An 18,472-nucleotide genomic window follows, 5' to 3' on the forward strand; every position below is an offset into this window, starting at 1 on the left:
CGTGCCGCCCCACGTTGATAACTTTGGGCGGCTGCACCTGCCGCCGCACCGCCCCCTCACCCTCAGGAGCCCGGAACCGTGACGACGCTTGCGCTCGGACCAAGCTGGCTGGATCCGGATTACCTGCTCAACCAGTTCGGTCTCTGGGGCCTGCTGGTGATCGTCTTCGCCGAGTCGGGCCTGCTGATCGGCTTCTTCCTGCCCGGTGACTCGCTGCTGTTCACCACGGGCCTGCTGATCACCACGCACAAGCTGGACACCCCGCTGTGGCTGGCCTGCGTCCTGATCTGCCTCGCCGCGATCCTCGGCGACCAGGCGGGCTACCTCTTCGGCAAGAAGGTCGGCCCGGCGCTGTTCAACCGCCCGGACTCCAAGCTGTTCAAGCAGGAGAACGTGGTCAAGGCCCACGACTTCTTCGAGAAGTACGGCCCCAAGTCCCTGGTCCTGGCCCGCTTCGTGCCGATCGTGCGGACGTTCACGCCGATCATCGCCGGTGTCTCCGGGATGCGGTACCGCTCGTTCATCACGTTCAACATCATCGGCGGCGTCCTGTGGGGCGCGGGCGTCACGCTGCTCGGCGCCTGGCTCGGCAACATCGACTTCGTCCACAAGAACATCGAGGCGATCCTCATCCTGATCGTCCTCATCTCGGTGGTGCCGATCGCCATCGAGTTCCTGCGGGCACGCGGCAAGTCCAAGAAGGCGGCGGTGGCCGAGGGCGCGCCCCCGGCCCAGCGCGGCCGCCACGCCAAGCGCTAGCCCTCAGGGCCAGGGGCGACCGGTCAGAAGCCCCTGGTCCGCTTCGCCGCCCGCCGGTTCGCCGCCGAGGCGGCGCCCGGCACCTTCATGATCAGCCGGGAGACCTCGCTCCCCAGGTTCACGCCGATCGCGATGGCCAGCGCCGTGGCGACGGCCTTGGTGAGCGAGTTGATGCCCGTGTTGAGGTCGTTCTGCGCCAGGGCCAGCAGCCCGAAGTACGTCGCGCTGCCGGGCAGCAGCGGCCCGATCGCCGCCGTCACGTACGGCAGTGAGGACGCGAACCGGTAGCGCGAGAAGAGCTGCCCGAACAGGCCCACCAGCCCGGCCGCCACGGCCGTCGCGGCGACGGGCGACAGCTCAAGCGGGGTGTGCGCCAGGGCGCCGAACATCACCCAGGCGATGCCGCCGTTGAGCGTCACTATCAGGACCGTGTTGCGCTCCTGCTGGAGCAGTATCGCGAAGGCGAGACTCAGCGCCATCGACGCCAGGATCTGGATGACCGGCCGCGTCGACGACACCCCGAACTCCGTCTCCGGCGTCAGGTTCGTCGCGTCCAGCATCACGCCGAGCGAGAGCACCAGCAGCACACCGCAGACGATGCCCACGATCAGGTACATCACTTCGAGCAGGCGCGCCGCCGCAGTGATGTAGTAGCCGGTCAGGCCGTCCTGCACGCCCGCCACCAGGGCCCGTCCCGGGATCAGCGCGAAGAGCCCACCGGTGATGACCGCGGACGCCATGGTCGCCTCGGTGTGCGCGAAGCTCAGCGCGACACCCATCGCGGCGGGCGGCATCGCGGCCCCCACGAACTGGTAGAACTCCGGCAGCCCGCGCCCCGCGCACAGCCACGCGAGCCGGTCGCCGAGCATCGCGCCGACGGCGGCCACCACGAACACCAGCGCGCCACCGCCGACCAGGACGGACGCGGAGCCCGCGAGCAACCCGCTGGCCGCCGTGAGGGCCCACCCCGGGTAGGGGTGCCGGTTGCGCCGGATGCCCGCGAGACGGCGGTAGGCCTCCTCCAGGGAGACCTCGATCTCCGGGTCGCTGATGTCGTCCACCAGGTGGAAGACCGCGGCGAGCCGGGTGTAGTCGGTGCCCCGGCGGCGTACCGTCCGGGAGGCCGTCACGGGGTCGTCCACCAGGGACGGCTGGTGCGAGATCGACAGCAGCGTGAACGTCACGTTCGGCTCGCAGCGGTCGAGGCCGTACGAGCGGCAGACGGCGAACATCGCCGCCTCGACGTCCTCGGCGCCCTCACCGCCCGCGAGCAGCAGCTCGCCGATACGCAGCGTCAGGTCGAGCACGCGCGGCACGGCGGGTCCGGCCTCGTCCTCGTGCTTCTGCGCGGGCTCCGTCGAGGGCCGCTCGGTGACCGGCATCCGCAGCATCGTGCGCATCTGGTCCTGCCAGGGCGCCTCCTTGGTGAGCTTCACCAGGGGGACGCCGTGCGCGGGCGTGAAGGCCTGCGGGGCGTTGCGGGCGCTGTAGGTGTGCGGCGTGGAGAACGCCGACTTCTCGGGCTCCTGTGCCGTCGGAGGTGCCGGGGCGGCGAGACCGTCGGGGATCGCGAACTCGGAAGTGGTCTGCGACTCGTCCTCGGGAGCCGCCGGCTGCGGCGCCACCCCGCTGGGCTGCGCGAACGCGCTGCGGGCCTCGTCCGACTGAGGCTTCCGGTCCTCGGCCTCATCCTCGGCCACTGATGCCCTCACTTCTCATACGACTCGTACGCACCCTCCGTATGGCCAGTATGGGCACAAATACACGAACGGGCCGCGCGGCCCGGGGCTCCCGGATCGCGCGGCCCGTACGGGGCGGGAGGCTCAGTGGCCGCCCTGCGCCTCGAAGCGCTTGTACGACTTCTCGATCTCCGCCTCGGCGTCCGCGCGGCCGACCCAGTCGGCGCCCTCGACGGACTTGCCGGGCTCCAGGTCCTTGTAGACCTCGAAGAAGTGCTGGATCTCCAGGCGGTCGAACTCGGAGACGTGGTGGATGTCACGCAGGTGCTCCACACGCGGGTCCGAGGCCGGGACGCAGAGCAGCTTGTCGTCGCCGCCCGCCTCGTCGGTCATGCGGAACATGCCGATGGCGCGGCACTTGATGAGGCAGCCGGGGAAGGTCGGCTCGTCCAGGATGACCAGGGCGTCCAGCGGGTCACCGTCCTCGCCGAGGGTGTTCTCGACGAAGCCGTAGTCCGCGGGGTAGCTGGTCGAAGTGAAGAGGCGACGGTCCAGACGAATCCGACCGGTCTCGTGGTCCACCTCGTACTTGTTCCGCGAACCCTTCGGAATCTCGATGGTGACGTCGAACTCCACGGGTGGCTCCTCCATGATCAGCACATACTTCGGGTGATTAAGTGTCCCTCACGCACATGTGTGATCGCGAAAGGGGCTGGTCGTCGTGCCGGAGCTCAGACCTTGGCAGCGGCCTCGACAGCTGATGCGACAGCTGGCGAAGCCCTCCGCCTTCCAGCGACCCCGGTTCTCGGGGACGCTCAAGACCTGGCAGCTCACAGCGGGTGCCGCCGCCTTCGGCCTGGTGGTCTCGGCCGGGGCGGTGGCCGCGGCCGGCCCTTGGGACTCCTCCGGTCAGCGTACGGCCGAGCAGGAGTGGGCCGCCGCTCAGGAGGCCGGGGGTGGCGCAGATCACGAAGGTCGTACGTCGGGACAGGGCCCCGAGGCGGCTCCGAGCGCCCCCGCGGTGCTCGCCGGGCTCGGCGCGCCCGCGGGGACGGCGCCGAAGCCGACGGACCGCGCCCTCGCCGACGTACTCGACCCGCTCCTGAAGGACCCGGCGCTCGGTCCGAAGCGCTCGGCGGTCGTGCTGGACGCGGTCTCCGGCAAGCGGGTCTACGACAAGGGGGCGGGGGAGGAGCTGACACCCGCGTCGACCATAAAGATCGCGACGGCGGTCGCGGCGCTCTCCGCGGTCGGCCCGGACCACCGCCTCACGACCAGGACGGTCGTGGAACCGGACTCGAAGGACCTCGTCCTGATCGGCGGCGGCGACCCCACGCTGACCGCCCGCAAGGACGGCCGCTACACCGACACCGCCGCGAACCTGCGCACGCTGGCCGAGCGCACCGCCCGCGCGCTGAAGACCCGCGACATCGACGAGGTGCGGCTCTCCTACGACACCTCGCTGTACTCCGGGCCGCCGCAGCACCCCATCGGCCCGAACGAGAACATCACCCCCGTCAGCGCCCTCATGGCCGACGAGGGCCGCCTCGACGACTCCACCAGCGGGCCGGCGCCGCGCTCGGGCGACCCGGCGGGCGACGCGGCGAAGAAGTTCGCGGGCTTCCTGAAGGACCACGGCATCGCGACACAGGCGGAGCCCGGCCCGACCAAGGCCTCCGAGCGCGCCGAATCCCTCGCCCATGTCTCGTCGCCACCCCTGTCGGCCCTGGTCGAGCGGATGCTGACCCACAGCGACAACGACATCGCCGAGGCCCTGGCCCGCCAGACGGCCCTCGCGGCGAAGGAACCCGCCAGCTTCGACGGCGCGGGCGACGCGGTCCGCGCCGAGCTGGCCGGGCTGAAGCTGCCGGTCTCGGACGCCGAGATCGCCGACGGCAGCGGCCTGGACCGCGCCGACCGGATCTCCGCCGAGCTGCTCGCCGCGCTCCTGGACCGCGCCGCCGACCCGGGCCGCCCCGAGCTGCGCCCCGTGCTGACGGGCCTGCCCGTCGCGGGCTTCACCGGCACGCTCGTCGACCGCTACCCGAAGGAGTCCCCGGGCACCGGCGTCGTCCGCGCCAAGACCGGCACGCTCACGGGCGTGAACACCCTCGCCGGCACGGTGGTCGACGCCGACGGCCGCCTCCTCCTCTTCGCCTTCATGACGACAGGCACCACAGACCCCCGAGCGGCCCAGTCGGCCCTGGACCACATGGCCTCCACCCTGGCCAACTGCGGCTGCCGCTGACCACCCCCGCTGCCGCGAGCGCCCCGAAAGGGGCGCGGGGAACTGCGCGAGCAACCCCATAGGACCCGCACCCACAAGACACCGGTCACGCCCCGAAAGGGGCGCGGGGAACTGCGCGAGCAACCCCCACACACCCGCACCATGACCGCCGAGGCGCCCGCCCCCTAGGGGCCACCCCAGGGCAACCTGGGGGGCCAACCCCCTCCACCGGAGGTGCCAAGCACGTACCGTTGACGCATGACGAGCTTCGGTGGTGCGGAGATGGTCGACTGGAACCTCGCGGTGGCAACCGCGACCCGCCTCGTGCGGCCGGGCCCAGAAGTGAGCAAGGACGAGGCCCGCGCAGTCGTCGCGGAGCTGCGTCGGCACGCCAAGTCCTCGGAGGAACACGTCCGTTCCTTCACGGGAATGGGCACGGAGGACACCCACGACACCCCCGTCCTCGTCGTCGACAGGGCAGGCTGGATCAGGGCGAACGTGGCCGGCTTCCGGGAGATCCTCAAGCCCCTCCTGGAGAAGATGCAGGACAAGCGCGGCGGCGGCCCCGGCGGCGCGGTCCTCGGCGCGGTCGGCGGCAAGGTCACCGGCGTCGAGCTGGGCATGCTCCTGTCGTTCCTGGCCTCCCGCGTCCTCGGCCAGTACGAGACCTTCGCCCCGGCCACCCGCGCCCTCCCCGCGGGGGCGAACGGCGGCGGCAGGCTCCTCCTCGTCGCCCCGAACATCGTGCACGTCGAGCGTGAGCTGGACGTCGACCCCCACGACTTCCGCCTCTGGGTCTGCCTCCACGAGGAGACGCACCGCACCCAGTTCACCGCCGTGCCCTGGCTGCGCGACCACCTCGAAGGCGAGATCCAGTCGTTCCTCGGCGAGACCGACGTCGACCCGATGACGGTCCTGGAGCGCATCCGGGAGGCCGCCCAGTCGTTCGCGGGCGGCCGGCCCGAGGGCGAGGAGGGCGAGGACGGCGCCGCCGACGGGGGCCGCTCCATCGTCGAGCTGGTGCAGACCCCCGCCCAGCGCGAGATCCTGGCCCGCCTCACCGCCGTGATGTCCCTCCTGGAAGGCCACGCGGACTTCGTGATGGACGGCGTCGGCCCCGACGTCGTGCCGTCCGTCGAGGAGATCCGCGAGAAGTTCAAGGAGCGCAGGGCCCGCGGCGCGAGCCGCCTCGACCAGGCGCTGCGCAAGCTCCTCGGCCTCGACGCGAAATTGCGCCAATATCGGGACGGCGAGCGCTTCGTGCGCGCGGTCGTCCAGGAGGTCGGGATGGACGGCTTCAACCGCGTGTGGACCTCGCCGAACACCCTGCCCACCAAGGCGGAGATCGCCAAACCGGCGGACTGGGTCGCGCGGGTGCACCGTAAGGGAGACTGAGGGACCGGATGCGGCCGATGGCAGGAGAACGCCCCAGCAATCACCCGTCCGAGGGACCGTGGGCGATGGGTAGGCGTGCGATGCTCGGGGAACGGCTCGGTTCTGTCACCATCGACACACTCTGAGTGACTGATCGCTCGGGTGACCGAGGCCTGGTCCGCGCGGCCAGGCCCCGCCTCCCCAGTGGGTCCTGAGTGATTGATCCGAGGCTCACCCCCGAACTTCATGAAGGGAACCGGACATGGGTCCCCATCCTGCGGTCGCGGCGATACGCCTGGCGGTCCGCCGCGTACTCCACGACGTACTGACCGACGTACAGCGCACCTCCGAGAACGCCCCCTCACCCCTCCCGCACCCCGCACATCCCCCGCACCCCGCACATCCTCCGCACGGGCAGCCCCCGCAGCCCCTCGTGCTGGTCGCCTGCTCCGGCGGCGCCGACTCCATGGCGCTCGCCTCCGCCCTCGCCTTCGAAGCGCCCAAGCTCGGCATCCGCGCCGGCGGCATCACCGTGGACCACGGACTGCAGCCCGGCTCCGACCTGCGTGCCGCCGAGGTCGTCGTCCGCCTGACCGCCCTCGGCCTCGACCCCGTCGAGTCCGTCACCGTCCAGGTCGGCCGGTCCGGCGGCCCGGAGGCCGCCGCCCGCGACGCTCGCTACGCAGCCCTGGACGCCGCCGCCGAACGGCACGCGGCGGCCGCCGTCCTGCTCGGCCACACCCGCGACGACCAGGCGGAAACCGTCCTGCTCGGCCTCGCCCGCGGCTCGGGAATCCGTTCCCTGTCCGGCATGGCCGCGACCTCGGGGGTCGCCGGCCGTTACCGCCGTCCGTTCCTGCACATCGACCGCCAGACCGCCCGCAAGGCGTGCATGGTCCAGTCACTGCCCGTCTGGGACGACCCGCACAACGCCGACCCCGCCTACACCCGATCCCGGCTGCGCCACGAGGGCCTGCCCGCCCTGGAGAAAGCCCTCGGCAAGGGCGTCGTCGAAGCCCTCGCCCGTACGGCCCAGCTCTCCCGCGACGACGCCGACGCCCTCGACACCTGGGCCGCCGAGGCCGAGGCGACCGTCCGGGACGCCTCGGGCCTCTTGGAGTGCGCCAAGCTCTACGCCCTGCCGCCCGCCGTGCGCCGCCGCATCGTGCGCAGGGCCCTCATCGAGGCCGGGGCGCCCGCCGGTTCGCTCTTCGCCCGGCACATCGAAGAGGTCGACCGTCTGATCACCGGCTGGCGCGGCCAGGGAGCCATCAATCTCCCCGGCAAAGTCGTGGCCCGGCGCCAGGGTGGCAGACTGGTGATCCGGCAAGGCTGACCAGAGGCCCGTGCTCCTCGCGGGCCGGTCGGCCGGTGGGACGACCGAAAGTGATGCGGGTGGACGCGAAAGACATGGGCACCGACCTCAAGTCGGTGCTCATCACCAAGGAAGAGATCGACGCGAAGCTGGCCGAGCTGGCAGCGAAGGTCGACGCGGAGTACGCGGGCAAGGACCTGCTGATCGTCGGTGTCCTCAAGGGCGCCGTGATGGTCATGGCGGACCTGGCGCGGGCGCTGTCCACCCCCGTCACGATGGACTGGATGGCCGTGTCGTCGTACGGCGCGGGCACCCAGTCCTCCGGCGTGGTCCGCATCCTCAAGGACCTGGACACCGACATCAAGGGCAAGCACGTCCTGATCGTCGAGGACATCATCGACTCCGGGCTGACGCTGTCCTGGCTGCTGTCCAACCTCGGCTCCCGCGAGCCCGCCTCCCTCGAGGTGTGCACGCTGCTGCGCAAGCCCGAGGCGGCGAAGGTCGCGATCGACGTGAAGTGGATCGGCTTCGACATCCCCAACGAGTTCGTCGTGGGCTACGGCCTGGACTTCGCGGAGAAGTACCGCAACCTCCCCTTCGTCGGAACGTTGGCCCCGCACGTCTACGGCGGCTGACGCCCAAAAGGCCTGACGCCGCCCGACTGCGTGCGGCGGCGGGGAACCCTCACCCGTTTCCCGCCGTTGAACCCTGCGAAGACGGGTTTGCCAGCCGTCCCGTGCGGCTTCGGGTCACAATGCTGGGGTACCGTCCGAAGAACAGTCTTTATCAAACTCACTATGGCAGGAGGGACGGGGCGTCATCGCTCCGTATGGATGGACGTGAAGCGATACTTCCGTGGGCCAGTCATGTGGATCGTGCTGGCCGTCCTTGCCGTGGTCGTGTTGATGCAGGTCGTCGGCTCGTCCGGTGGCTACAAGACGGTTGACACCGGTCAGGTCGTTCAGGCGATCAACGACGACAAGGTCGAGTCCGCCAAGCTCACCACCGGTGACGAGCAGATCATCAAGGTCGAGCTCAAGGACGGCCAGAAGGTCAAGGGCAGCAGCAAGATCCAGGCGAGTTACATCGGCGACCAGGGCGTCGCCCTCGCCAATTCGCTGCAGACCAAGTACGAGAGCAAGGACATCCCGGACGGTTACACCGTCTCCCCGTCGAAGCAGAACCCCTTCGTCGGCATCCTGCTCTCCCTCCTCCCCTTCGTCCTCATCGTCGTCGTCTTCCTGTTCCTGATGAACCAGATGCAGGGCGGCGGCTCCCGGGTCATGAACTTCGGGAAGTCCAAGGCCAAGCTCATCACCAAGGACACCCCGAAGACGACCTTCTCCGATGTGGCGGGTTCGGACGAAGCCGTCGAGGAGCTCCACGAGATCAAGGAGTTCCTCCAGGAGCCGGCGAAGTTCCAGGCCGTCGGCGCCAAGATCCCCAAGGGCGTCCTCCTCTACGGCCCGCCCGGTACCGGCAAGACGCTCCTCGCGCGCGCCGTCGCCGGTGAGGCCGGGGTGCCGTTCTACTCGATCTCCGGTTCCGACTTCGTCGAGATGTTCGTCGGTGTCGGTGCCTCCCGTGTGCGCGACCTCTTCGAGCAGGCCAAGGCGAACGCCCCGGCGATCGTCTTCGTCGACGAGATCGACGCGGTCGGCCGCCACCGCGGCGCCGGCCTCGGCGGTGGCCACGACGAGCGCGAGCAGACGCTGAACCAGCTGCTCGTCGAGATGGACGGCTTCGACGTGAAGGGCGGCGTCATCCTGATCGCCGCCACGAACCGGCCCGACATCCTCGACCCGGCGCTCCTGCGCCCGGGCCGCTTCGACCGGCAGATCGCCGTCGACCGCCCCGACATGCAGGGCCGTCTGGAGATCCTCAAGGTCCACCAGAAGGGCAAGCCGGTCGCCCCGGACGTCGACCTGGGCGCGGTGGCCCGCCGGACCCCCGGCTTCACCGGCGCCGACCTGTCGAACGTGCTGAACGAAGCGGCGCTCCTGACGGCGCGCGGCGACAAGAAGCTCATCGACAACCACGCGCTGGACGAGGCGATCGACCGTGTCGTGGCGGGCCCGCAGAAGCGGACCCGGATCATGTCCGACAAGGAGAAGAAGATCACCGCGTACCACGAGGGCGGACACGCCCTGGTCGCGGCGGCCTCACCGAACTCCGACCCGGTCCACAAGATCACGATCCTGTCCCGCGGCCGGGCCCTGGGTTACACCATGGTCCTGCCCGAAGAGGACAAGTACTCCACGACGCGCAACGAAATGCTCGACCAGCTCGCGTACATGCTGGGCGGCCGCGCGGCCGAGGAGCTGGTCTTCCACGACCCGACGACGGGCGCGGCGAACGACATCGAGAAGGCCACGGCCACCGCCCGCGCGATGGTCACGCAGTACGGCATGACCGAGCGTCTCGGCGCGATCAAGTTCGGCGGCGACAACACCGAGCCGTTCCTCGGGCGCGAGATGGCGCACCAGCGGGACTACTCGGAAGAGGTCGCCGCGCTGGTCGACGAAGAGGTCAAGAAGCTCATCGAGACCGCGCACAACGAAGCGTGGGAGATCCTCGTCGAGAACCGCGACATCCTCGACAACCTGGTGCTCCAGCTCCTGGAGAAGGAGACCCTCGGCAAGGAGCAGATCGCCGAGATCTTCGCCGGAATCGTGAAGCGCCCGGCCCGCCCGGCGTGGACCGGCTCCTCGCGCCGCACCCCCTCGACCCGCCCGCCGGTGCTCTCCCCCAAGGAGCTGTCGCTGACGAACGGGGCGAACGGCACCACCCCCGCGGTGACCGCCGGCGGCACGGAGCAGCCCATCGAGGTGGCCCCGGAGGACCGCCCCGAGAGCTGATCCCGCGCGCCCTCGACAGGCCCGGAATGATTGCCGCGCCCCCCTGGTTTTAGCCTGGGGGCGCGGCACTTTCGTACGCCCGCGTGAGACGCACAGGAACGAGGCACAACATGACCGACCCGGTGACCCTGGACGGCGAGGGCTCGATCGGCGAGTTCGACGAGAAGCGGGCCGAGAACGCCGTGCGTGAACTGCTGATCGCCGTGGGCGAGGACCCCGACCGGGAGGGCCTCCTGGAGACCCCGGCGCGCGTGGCGCGGGCGTACCGGGAGATATTCTCCGGGCTGCGGCAGCGGGCGGAGGACGTCCTGACGACGACGTTCGACCTCGGACACGACGAGATGGTCCTGGTGAAGGACATCGAGGTCATGAGTTCCTGTGAACATCACCTGGTCCCGTTCGTCGGCGTCGCCCACGTCGGGTACATCCCGTCCACCGACGGCAAGATCACCGGTCTGTCGAAGCTGGCCAGGCTCGTGGACGTGTACGCGCGCCGGCCGCAGGTGCAGGAGCGGCTGACCACGCAGATCGCCGACTCCCTGATGCAGATACTGGAGCCGCGCGGTGTGATCGTGGTCGTCGAGTGCGAGCACATGTGCATGACGATGCGCGGGGTGCGCAAGCCCGGCGCCAAGACGATCACCTCCGCGGTCCGCGGCCAGCTCAGGGACCCCGCCACCCGCAATGAGGCGATGAGTCTGATCATGGCCCGCTGAGCCGGCCGGGATTCGGCTGATCCTCTCAACTTCCCCCGGACGGCCAGGGGTTGTCGGGCGTTCCCCGGACGCCCGTCGGCTCTTGCCGAAAGACTGTGCGCATGACGCATACGAACACACAGTCGCCCACCGGTGAGCCGTCGCCGTCTGCCCTGCCCACCCGCAGCCTCGGCGGGCTCGAGGTCTCGGCGCTCGGTTACGGCGCCATGGTGCTCTCCCCGGGGGTGTACGGCGAGGTCGACGACGAGCGCGGCGAGCGGGCGTTGCGCGCGGCCGTCGACGCGGGCGCCACCATCATCGACACCTCCGACGGCTACGGCGCCGACGGGCACAACGAACGTCTCATCGGCCGGGCCCTGAGAGGCCGCCGCGAGCAGGTCGCGATAGCCACCAAGTTCGGTTTCCGGCTGCCCGAGGGCGTCGAACCGCATCCCTTCCCGACCGGGTACGCCTTCGGGGAGCTGGCGGTCAACGGCGACCCCAGGCATGTGCGCGGCTACGCCGAGGCGAGCCTGCGCGGCCTGGAGACCGACTACATCGACCTGTACTACCCGCACTTCCCGGACCCGCAGGTGCCCTTCGAGGAGACCGTGGGGGCGGTCGCCGAGCTGATCGAGGCGGGGCTCGTGCGCCACCTCGGGCTCTCCAACGTGACGGCGGACCAGCTGCGGGCCGCGCACGCCGTGCACCCGGTGGCCGCGGTGCAGATCGAGTGGTCGATGTGGAAGCCCGCCGACCCGCAGATGCTCGCGACGGCGCGCGAGCTGGGGGTCGGGCTGGTGCCGTGGTCGCCGCTGGGCGCCGGGTTCCTGACGGGCACGGTGGGCCAGGTCGGGGAGGGTGACTTCCGGCAGAACGCGCCGCGCTTCGACGCGGCGAACCTGAAGGCGAACAACGACCGCTTCGCGCCGGTGCGGGGCATCGCGCGGGAGCTGGGGATCACCCCGGCGCAGCTGGCCCTGGCCTGGCTGCTGCACCAGGACCCGCACGTGGTGCCGATCCCCGGCAGCCGCACGCCGAAGCACATCGAGGAGAACCTCGCGGCGGCGCACGTGAAGCTCGACGCCGACGTGCTGGCGCGTCTGGAACGAATCCTCGGCGAGACCGAGGTGGAGGGCGGCACGCTGCTGTAGGGGGCGGCACGCCACCCGGAGACGGCATACCACCCGTGGGCGGCCCGCCGTCCGTGGCCAGGGCTCAGATCGCCGGGGCCGCCTGGCCGTCCTCGTCGTCGTCCTCGGGGAGCTTGCAGACGCGCTCCAGGAACAGGGCCGCCGCTATCACCGCGATGCCCGTCAGGACGGAGAGCCCGGCGTAGATCGCCTGGTCGCGGCGGGGCGGGATGTCGAGGAACTCCAGCAGGAACACGCCCACGCCGCCGTACATCCCCGCGACGAGCGCCGCGACCAGGGCGCTGGCCTGGCCGAAGACGACGGCGCGGGCGGCCATCAGCGGCTCGACGCCCTTCGCGCCCGGCCGGCGCTCCCGCTGCGCGCGCAGACGCGAGCGCAGCGAGAGCGCCGTCGACAGGAGGACCACGGCGATCACCGCGAGCACGATGGGCGCGGCCAGCGGGACCCGGGGCAAGGTGCCGACGGAGTCCCACAGCCGGGCGCCCGACCAGGACAGCACCGCGGCCACGACGAAGAGGCCGGCGAGCGTCCTGATGCGCAGCTGCTTCACGAGTGCCCCTTCGTCGCCTTCATCGTCCCATCGCCTTCGTCGTCGTACGGATCTTGTAGAGCCTAACGACTATTCGGGCAGCCGGAGTTCCAGATCGGCGCGGGGCGCGACGCCCTCACGGGTGACGGCGGCGAGCAGCTCGGCCACCGCGCCGCGGCCGGTCAGCTGGGCCTCGGGGTCGATGTCGTGCCAGGGGGCGAGGACGAACGCGCGTTCGTGCGCGCGGGGGTGGGGCAGCGTGAGCGCCGGGTCGTCGGAGACCACGTCGGCGTAGGCCACGATGTCGACGTCGAGGGTGCGCGGGCCCCAGCGCTCGTCGCGGACGCGGTGGAAGGCCTCCTCGACCGCCTGCGCGCGCTCCAGGAGCGAGGCGGGCGGCAGGGTGGTCTTCACCACGACGACGGCGTTGAAGTACGAGGGCTGGGTGCCGGGGTCGACGCCCCAGGGCTCCGTCTCGTACACCGGAGAGACCGCCTTGACCCGCAGGCCCGGCGTGTCCTCCAGGGCGTCGACGGCGCCCTGGAGGGTCTCCAGGCGGTTGCCGAGGTTGCTGCCGAGGGAGATCACGGCACGCTTGGGGTTGGACAGGGTGCTGTCCGCGGCGTCCACCTGCTCGACCACGGAGGTGGGCACCGGCTGGACGGTCGGGTCGCTCTGACCCGCTTTGAAGGGCGCAGTCATACTCGGCTCCGGGTGATGGTGACGGTCACGTCGTCGAAGGGCACGGTGATCGGGGCGTCCGGCTTGTGCACGCACACCTCCACCTCCAGGACTCCTTCGTGCTTCAGACACGTCTGGGCGATGCGCTCGGCGAGGGTCTCGATCAGGTCGACCGGATCGCCCTCGACGACGGCCACGACTTCTTCGGCCACGACGCCGTAGTGCACGGTCTTCGCCAGGTCGTCGTCGGCCGCGGCCGCTCGCGTGTCCAGGCCGAGGACCAGGTCCACGATGAAGGTCTGGCCCTCTTCGCGCTCCCGCGGATAGACACCGTGGTGCCCGCGGGCCTTGAGGCCGCGCAGCGCGACACGATCCACGCGAATCACTCCTGCAATCGTCGGTATCGGCAGGCCTGCACCGAGTGCGGTCGGCGCACCAGCCTCGATCGAATCTACCTGCGAGCACCGACAGTGCTCGCCCGCGGGGCCTTCCGAGGGGGCCGGAAGGCGCCGCGGTCCCGCTTGATCCCGCTCTTCTTCGGGCCCCTACCCACTCAGGAGGGAGTCTCGTCACCCTCGTCGTCGTCGGTTTCGGCCAGGACGGGCGAGGCGTGGTGGGACCACAGCTTCCAGCCCTCGGGTGTGCGGCGGAACACATTCGTGGCGACCACGAGCTGGCCCACGAGCGGGCCCAGCTCCCCGCCGCCCTCGGGGGGCGGCCCGCCGCTGAGGATGTTCTCGGTGCACGTCACCAGGGCGGTGTCCCCGGCCACACCGACCTTCACGTCGGTCAGGAAGAACTGGATGTACTCCGTGTTCGCCATGATCAGCGCGTACGACCTGAGGACCTCGCCGCGGCCGGTCAGGACGGGCCAGCCGGGGTGGACGCAGGAGATCGCGTCCCCGTCGGCGGTCCCGTCGACGCTCTCGTCCGTGCGGTCGTCGTCGTCACCGGTGACCTCGTCGGCCTCGGAGTCCAGCCACAGCTCGGAGACCTTGTCGAAGTCGCCGCGCTCCAGTGCTTCGTAGAAGGCCGTGTTGGCCAGGGCCACCTGCTCGACGTCGGTACGGGCGGCCCCGGTCACCGGTGGCCGCCCGCGGCGTCCGTCACGGCCTGGGCGACGCGCACGGCGTCGGCCGTGGCCCGCACCTCGTGCACGCGGACCGCCCAGGCGCCCTGGTGGGCGGCGATGGCGGAGACCGCGGCGGTGGCGGCGTCGCGCTCGCGGGCCGGCGGTGGGGCCCCCTCGGGGCCCGCGAGGACGCGGCCGAGGAACCGCTTGCGGGAGGCGGCGACCAGCACGGGGTGGCCCAGTTCGCGCAGCCGGTCCAGGCGGGCCAGGAGCGCCAGGTCGTGCTCGGCCTCCTTGGAGAAGCCGAGGCCGGGGTCGACGACGATGCGCTCGGGGGCGATGCCCCCCTCGATGGCGGCCTGCACGCGCGCGTGCAGCTCGGCGACGACTTCGCAGACCACGTCCTCGTAGACGGGCTTGGCGTGGATGTCGGTGAGGAAGCCCCGCCAGTGCATGACGACGAAGGGGGCGCCGGCGGCGGCGACGGCGGGGACCATGCGCGGGTCGGCGAGGCCGCCGCTGACGTCGTTGACGAGGACGGCGCCCGCGGCGAGCGCCTGTTCGGCGACGGTGGCGCGCATGGTGTCCACGGAGACGGTGACGCCCTCGGCGGCCAGGCCCCGCACCACGGGGACGACGCGCTTGAGCTCCTCGTCCTCGTCCACGCGCGTGGCGCCGGGGCGGGTCGACTCGCCGCCGACGTCCACCAGGTCGGCGCCCTGGGCGACCAGGTCGATGCCGTGCTTCACGGCGGCCGTGGTGTCGAACCAGCGGCCGCCGTCGGAGAAGGAGTCGGGCGTGACGTTCACGACACCCATCACCGCGCAGCGGTCCCACTCCGGCAGCCCCTGGACCGATCCCCGCCCGCTCAACGTACTCATGGCTCCAGCGTAGGCCCGTACGGGGGAGGGTTACGCCGCCTGCATCTCGCGTTCCGCGCTCTGGTGCGGGCAGGGGCGGCGCTGCGGGGTGCTCCGGCGCAGGAAGCGGGGCAGCGCGAAGGTCACGAAGCCCTCGGCCTGCATGGCGGCGAAGCCGATGCGGGGCAGGTCCTTGCTGGAGCGGTAGACGACGAAGCGGGGCTCCCAGCGGGGGCGGAACTTCGCGTTGAACTTGTACAGCGACTCGATCTGGAACCAGCGGGAGAGGAAGACCAGCAGACCCCGCCAGGCGCGCAGGACCGGGCCCGCGCCGAGCTTCTCGCCGCGCGCGAGGGCCGCGCGGAACATCGCGAAGTTCAGGGACATGCGCGTGATGCCGAGCTTCGGGGCGGCCTGGAGGGCGGCGACGATGAGCAGTTCGTTCATGCCGGGGTCGGCGGCGCGGTCGCGGCGCATGAGGTCCAGGGAGACGCCGTCCTTGCCCCACGGCACGAAGTGGAGGACTGCCTTGAGGTCTCCGTAGGGGCCCGCTTCCTCGTCGGCCTTGTGGGCGGTGGCGATCAGGCAGTCGCCGTCGTTCGGGTCGCCGATGCGGCCGAGCGCCATGGAGAAGCCGCGCTCGGTGTCGGTGCCGCGCCAGTCGTCGGCGGCACGCTGGATCTTGGCGAGTTCCTGCTCCCCGAGGTCACGGATGCGCCGTACGCGCGTCTCGTAGCCATTGCGCTCGATCCGCTTGACCATCTGGCGTACGTTGCGCATCGCACGCCCGGACAGGGAGAAATCCGCGACGTCCACCACCGCCTCGTCGCCCAGTTCGAGGGCGTCCAGGCCGGTCTCGCGGGTCCACACCTCGCCGCCCGTCTCGGAGCAGCCCATGACGGCGGGCGTCCAGGAGTGGGCCTTCGCCTCGTCCATGAAGCGCTCGATGGCGCCGGGCCAGGCCTCGACGTCGCCGATCGGGTCACCGCTGGCGAGCATCACTCCGGAGACGACGCGGTAGGTGACGGCGGCCTTGCCGCTGGGGGAGAAGACGACGCCCTTGTCGCGGCGGAGCGCGAAGTGGCCGAGCGAGTCGCGGCCGCCGTGCTTGTCGAGCAGCGCCCGCAGCCGCGTCTCGTCGTCCTCGGTGAGCCGCGCGGCCGGGTGCTCGGGGCGGAAGGCGAGGTAGATGGTGGTGAGGGCGGTGAGCATGCCGAGGGCGCCGAGGGAGAAGCCGACGGTCCAGGACGTGTTCCCGGAGTAGGCGACGGGGCCCTCGAAGCCGAACAGGCCGTAGAGGACGTGCTCCAGGCGCTCCGTGATGCTGGGGTCCCCGATGACCTTGCCGGGGTGGACGCTGACGATCACCAGGCCCAGCAGAATCGATCCGGCACCGAGGAGGACGAAGTTGGCCAGCGCCCGCCAGCGGCTGCGCGGATCGGGCAGGGCCGTGAACTCACTACGATGACGCAGCAGCAGCGCGAGGAGCGCGAGCGAGATCAGGACACCGATCACCGAGTGACGGTACGCGAACTGCGCCACGGCGCCCGCGGGCAGCAGGACCACGGCGGCCCGCCAGGCACGCCGCTTGTGGCGCCGCAGACCGTGCGCGAGCAGGAGCAGGAGGATGCCGGAGCTGAGCGCGAGCGCGGCCGCGAAGGGGCCGAGCGCGCCGGGCAGCACCTCGGCGATGGCGTGCATGCGGCTGTACCGGAAGCGGGGGAAGACACCCGCCGCGACGTTCAGCAGACCTACGAGCGTGCAGGCTCTGGCGACGAGGACCGGCACGGCCTCGGGGCGCGGGCCGCGCAGTATCCGGCGGAGGCGGCTGTCGCGGTGGCGCTCCTCACTCCCCGGAACCCCACCCGACATTTCCCCATCTATCCTGACAGACATCGCATCCCGTAGTTCTGCGAGAGAGCTTGAATCCGGTGCCAAAGCGGCATCCGGCACCATTGCGCCCTCTAGGACGGTCCTTCGGGGAAACGGGTTCATTCCCGAACGGAAACCACTGAAAAGCGCAGGCAAGGCTTTCGGCAAGGGCCCGGCAGGGCCAGAGCCCTGATCCGGTCCCGCCGCGGCAAGCCCGAGACAACGGTAGTAGAAAGCGCAGGCAGGAAAACCCCATGGGTCTCACGAGCAACAAGGTCCTCGCCCTTGCGGTCTTGCTGGCCGTACTGCTCTTCTTCGGCACCATCTGGCTCTGGCCGCGGCTGGCCCGCCGCTCCTGGAAGGCGATCACGGGCCGCGTCGGCCTGCTCCTCGCCACTCAGGTGACGATCTTCGCATCCGTGGGACTCGCGGCCAACCAGGCCTTCGGCTTCTACGCCACCTGGGCCGATCTCTTCGGCCAGGAGACGACGCCCGGCATCGTGGTGGACCACGATCCGGCCAAAGGAGCAGGGCCCGTCAAGGTCCTCGACACCAAGTCCGTGAACGTGCCCGGTGGCGGGCGGCCCGCCACCGGCGGCCAGATCCAGAAGATCGAGATCGGCGGGAAGGAGTCCCGGATAGGCTCCCCCGCCTACGTCTACCTGCCGCCCGAGTACTTCCAGTCGTTCTACCGCAACCGCACCTTCCCGGCGGCCGTGGTCCTCACCGGCTACCCGGGCACCGCCGAGGCGCTCATCAAAGGGCTGCACTACCCGCAGACCGCCCACCGGCTCTCCGCCGAGGGCAAGATGCAGCCGATGATCCTGATCATGCTGCGGCCCACCGTGGCGCCGCCGCGCGACACCGAGTGCGTGGACATCCCCGACGGCCCGCAGACGGAGACGTTCTTCGCCAAGGACCTGCCCGACGCCATCGCGCAGCAGTACAGGGTGGGCACCAAGGCCCGGAACTGGGGCGTCATCGGCGACTCCACGGGCGGTTACTGCGCCCTGAAGTTCGCCCTGCACCACCCCGGCCAGTACGGTGCCGCGGCGGGCCTGTCGGCGTACTACAAGGCGCCCATCGACGTCACCACCGGCGACCTCTTCCACGGCGACGAGCAGCTGGAGCGGGACGCGGACCTGATGTGGTACCTCGACCACAGGCCGGCTCCCAAGACCTCGCTCCTGGTCACCACCAGCAAGAAGGGCGAGGACAACTACCGGGACACCCTGAAGTTCATCGACAAGGTGAAGGAGCCCACGCGCGTGTCGTCGATCACACTCGAAAGCGGCGGGCACAACTTCAACACCTGGCGCAGGGAGATCCCCGCCACCCTTCAGTGGATGAGCGGGCGGCTCGACGACAACTGAGCCGCTCTTTTTTTGGGCCGCTCT

Annotated in this window: 17 protein-coding genes; 9 read left to right on the top strand and 8 right to left on the bottom strand. The window is 70.7% G+C overall.

All coding sequences use genetic code 11. From position 1 onward, the window contains the following. The first annotated feature begins 78 nt into the window (after window positions 1–78). Window positions 79–759 (top strand): DedA family protein, encoded by a 681-nt coding sequence (locus J2N69_RS20650; RefSeq protein WP_127911880.1) that lies wholly within the window; start codon window positions 79–81, stop codon window positions 757–759. Between the two features lie 23 nt (window positions 760–782). Here the strand turns inward: J2N69_RS20650 and J2N69_RS20655 are convergent, their stop codons facing one another. Both J2N69_RS20655 and J2N69_RS20660 read right to left on the bottom strand, forming a co-directional pair. Then, the gene (locus tag J2N69_RS20655; protein ID WP_230902110.1) at window positions 783–2,459 is read right to left on the bottom strand and encodes a threonine/serine exporter family protein; all 1,677 of its coding nucleotides are present in this window, start codon (window positions 2,457–2,459) and stop codon (window positions 783–785) included. 123 nt (window positions 2,460–2,582) lie between these two features. Then, window positions 2,583–3,074, bottom strand: a complete 492-nt coding sequence (locus J2N69_RS20660; protein ID WP_030785786.1) for an inorganic diphosphatase — start codon at window positions 3,072–3,074, stop codon at window positions 2,583–2,585. A gap of 124 nt (window positions 3,075–3,198) precedes the next feature. Here J2N69_RS20660 and dacB point away from each other — a divergent pair, with 124 nt between their 5' ends. From dacB to J2N69_RS20695, 7 genes are all read left to right on the top strand, one after another. Next, window positions 3,199–4,686 carry a D-alanyl-D-alanine carboxypeptidase/D-alanyl-D-alanine endopeptidase gene (gene dacB, locus J2N69_RS20665; protein ID WP_230904795.1) on the top strand — a complete coding sequence of 496 codons (1,488 nt, stop codon included), beginning with the start codon at window positions 3,199–3,201 and terminating at the stop codon, window positions 4,684–4,686. A 237-nt stretch (window positions 4,687–4,923) separates the two neighbouring features. Beyond that, on the top strand, window positions 4,924–6,060 hold the full coding sequence (locus J2N69_RS20670; RefSeq protein WP_230902111.1) for a zinc-dependent metalloprotease: 1,137 nt from the start codon (window positions 4,924–4,926) through the stop codon (window positions 6,058–6,060). A 241-nt stretch (window positions 6,061–6,301) separates the two neighbouring features. Further along, window positions 6,302–7,375, top strand: coding sequence for a tRNA lysidine(34) synthetase TilS (gene tilS / locus J2N69_RS20675; protein WP_230902112.1), 1,074 nt, complete (start codon window positions 6,302–6,304; stop codon window positions 7,373–7,375). A gap of 53 nt (window positions 7,376–7,428) precedes the next feature. Then, the gene (hpt, locus tag J2N69_RS20680) at window positions 7,429–7,989 is read left to right on the top strand and encodes a hypoxanthine phosphoribosyltransferase (RefSeq protein ID WP_055565725.1); all 561 of its coding nucleotides are present in this window, start codon (window positions 7,429–7,431) and stop codon (window positions 7,987–7,989) included. A gap of 198 nt (window positions 7,990–8,187) precedes the next feature. Then, window positions 8,188–10,212: an ATP-dependent zinc metalloprotease FtsH gene (ftsH, locus tag J2N69_RS20685; RefSeq protein WP_127912277.1), complete on the top strand. Its 2,025-nt coding sequence runs from the start codon at window positions 8,188–8,190 to the stop codon at window positions 10,210–10,212. 110 nt (window positions 10,213–10,322) lie between these two features. Next, entirely contained in the window at window positions 10,323–10,928 is a 606-nt protein-coding gene (gene folE / locus J2N69_RS20690) for a GTP cyclohydrolase I FolE (protein ID WP_127912278.1), read from the top strand. A gap of 101 nt (window positions 10,929–11,029) precedes the next feature. Further along, entirely contained in the window at window positions 11,030–12,061 is a 1,032-nt protein-coding gene (locus tag J2N69_RS20695) for an aldo/keto reductase (RefSeq protein ID WP_230902113.1), read from the top strand. Between the two features lie 64 nt (window positions 12,062–12,125). Here J2N69_RS20695 and J2N69_RS20700 read toward each other — a convergent pair whose 3' ends face one another. The 6 genes from J2N69_RS20700 to J2N69_RS20725 all read right to left on the bottom strand — a co-directional run bounded on the left by J2N69_RS20700 (window position 12,126) and on the right by J2N69_RS20725 (window position 17,075). Beyond that, entirely contained in the window at window positions 12,126–12,611 is a 486-nt protein-coding gene (locus tag J2N69_RS20700; protein ID WP_230902114.1) for a DUF3180 domain-containing protein, read from the bottom strand. A 69-nt stretch (window positions 12,612–12,680) separates the two neighbouring features. Next, complete coding sequence (gene folK, locus J2N69_RS20705) at window positions 12,681–13,292, bottom strand: 2-amino-4-hydroxy-6-hydroxymethyldihydropteridine diphosphokinase (protein WP_230902115.1); 612 nt, start codon at window positions 13,290–13,292, stop codon at window positions 12,681–12,683. Continuing rightward, window positions 13,289–13,648 carry a dihydroneopterin aldolase gene (folB, locus tag J2N69_RS20710; protein WP_230902116.1) on the bottom strand — a complete coding sequence of 120 codons (360 nt, stop codon included), beginning with the start codon at window positions 13,646–13,648 and terminating at the stop codon, window positions 13,289–13,291. Before folB ends, folK begins: the two co-directional genes overlap by 4 nt. 176 nt (window positions 13,649–13,824) lie before the next feature. Then, window positions 13,825–14,355: a nuclear transport factor 2 family protein gene (locus J2N69_RS20715; protein ID WP_230902117.1), complete on the bottom strand. Its 531-nt coding sequence runs from the start codon at window positions 14,353–14,355 to the stop codon at window positions 13,825–13,827. Then, window positions 14,352–15,224, bottom strand: a complete 873-nt coding sequence (gene folP, locus J2N69_RS20720; RefSeq protein ID WP_230902118.1) for a dihydropteroate synthase — start codon at window positions 15,222–15,224, stop codon at window positions 14,352–14,354. The genes J2N69_RS20715 and folP overlap by 4 nt, the downstream gene beginning before the upstream one ends. 30 nt (window positions 15,225–15,254) lie before the next feature. Continuing rightward, on the bottom strand, window positions 15,255–17,075 hold the full coding sequence (locus tag J2N69_RS20725) for a phosphatidylglycerol lysyltransferase domain-containing protein (RefSeq protein WP_230902119.1): 1,821 nt from the start codon (window positions 17,073–17,075) through the stop codon (window positions 15,255–15,257). Between the two features lie 254 nt (window positions 17,076–17,329). Here J2N69_RS20725 and J2N69_RS20730 point away from each other — a divergent pair, with 254 nt between their 5' ends. Continuing rightward, window positions 17,330–18,448, top strand: a complete 1,119-nt coding sequence (locus tag J2N69_RS20730; RefSeq protein ID WP_230902120.1) for an alpha/beta hydrolase — start codon at window positions 17,330–17,332, stop codon at window positions 18,446–18,448. Window positions 18,449–18,472: the final 24 nt, after the last annotated feature.

The sequence above is a fragment of the Streptomyces huasconensis genome (assembly GCF_021028635.1).
In the GTDB taxonomy this organism is placed as follows: domain Bacteria; phylum Actinomycetota; class Actinomycetes; order Streptomycetales; family Streptomycetaceae; genus Streptomyces; species Streptomyces huasconensis.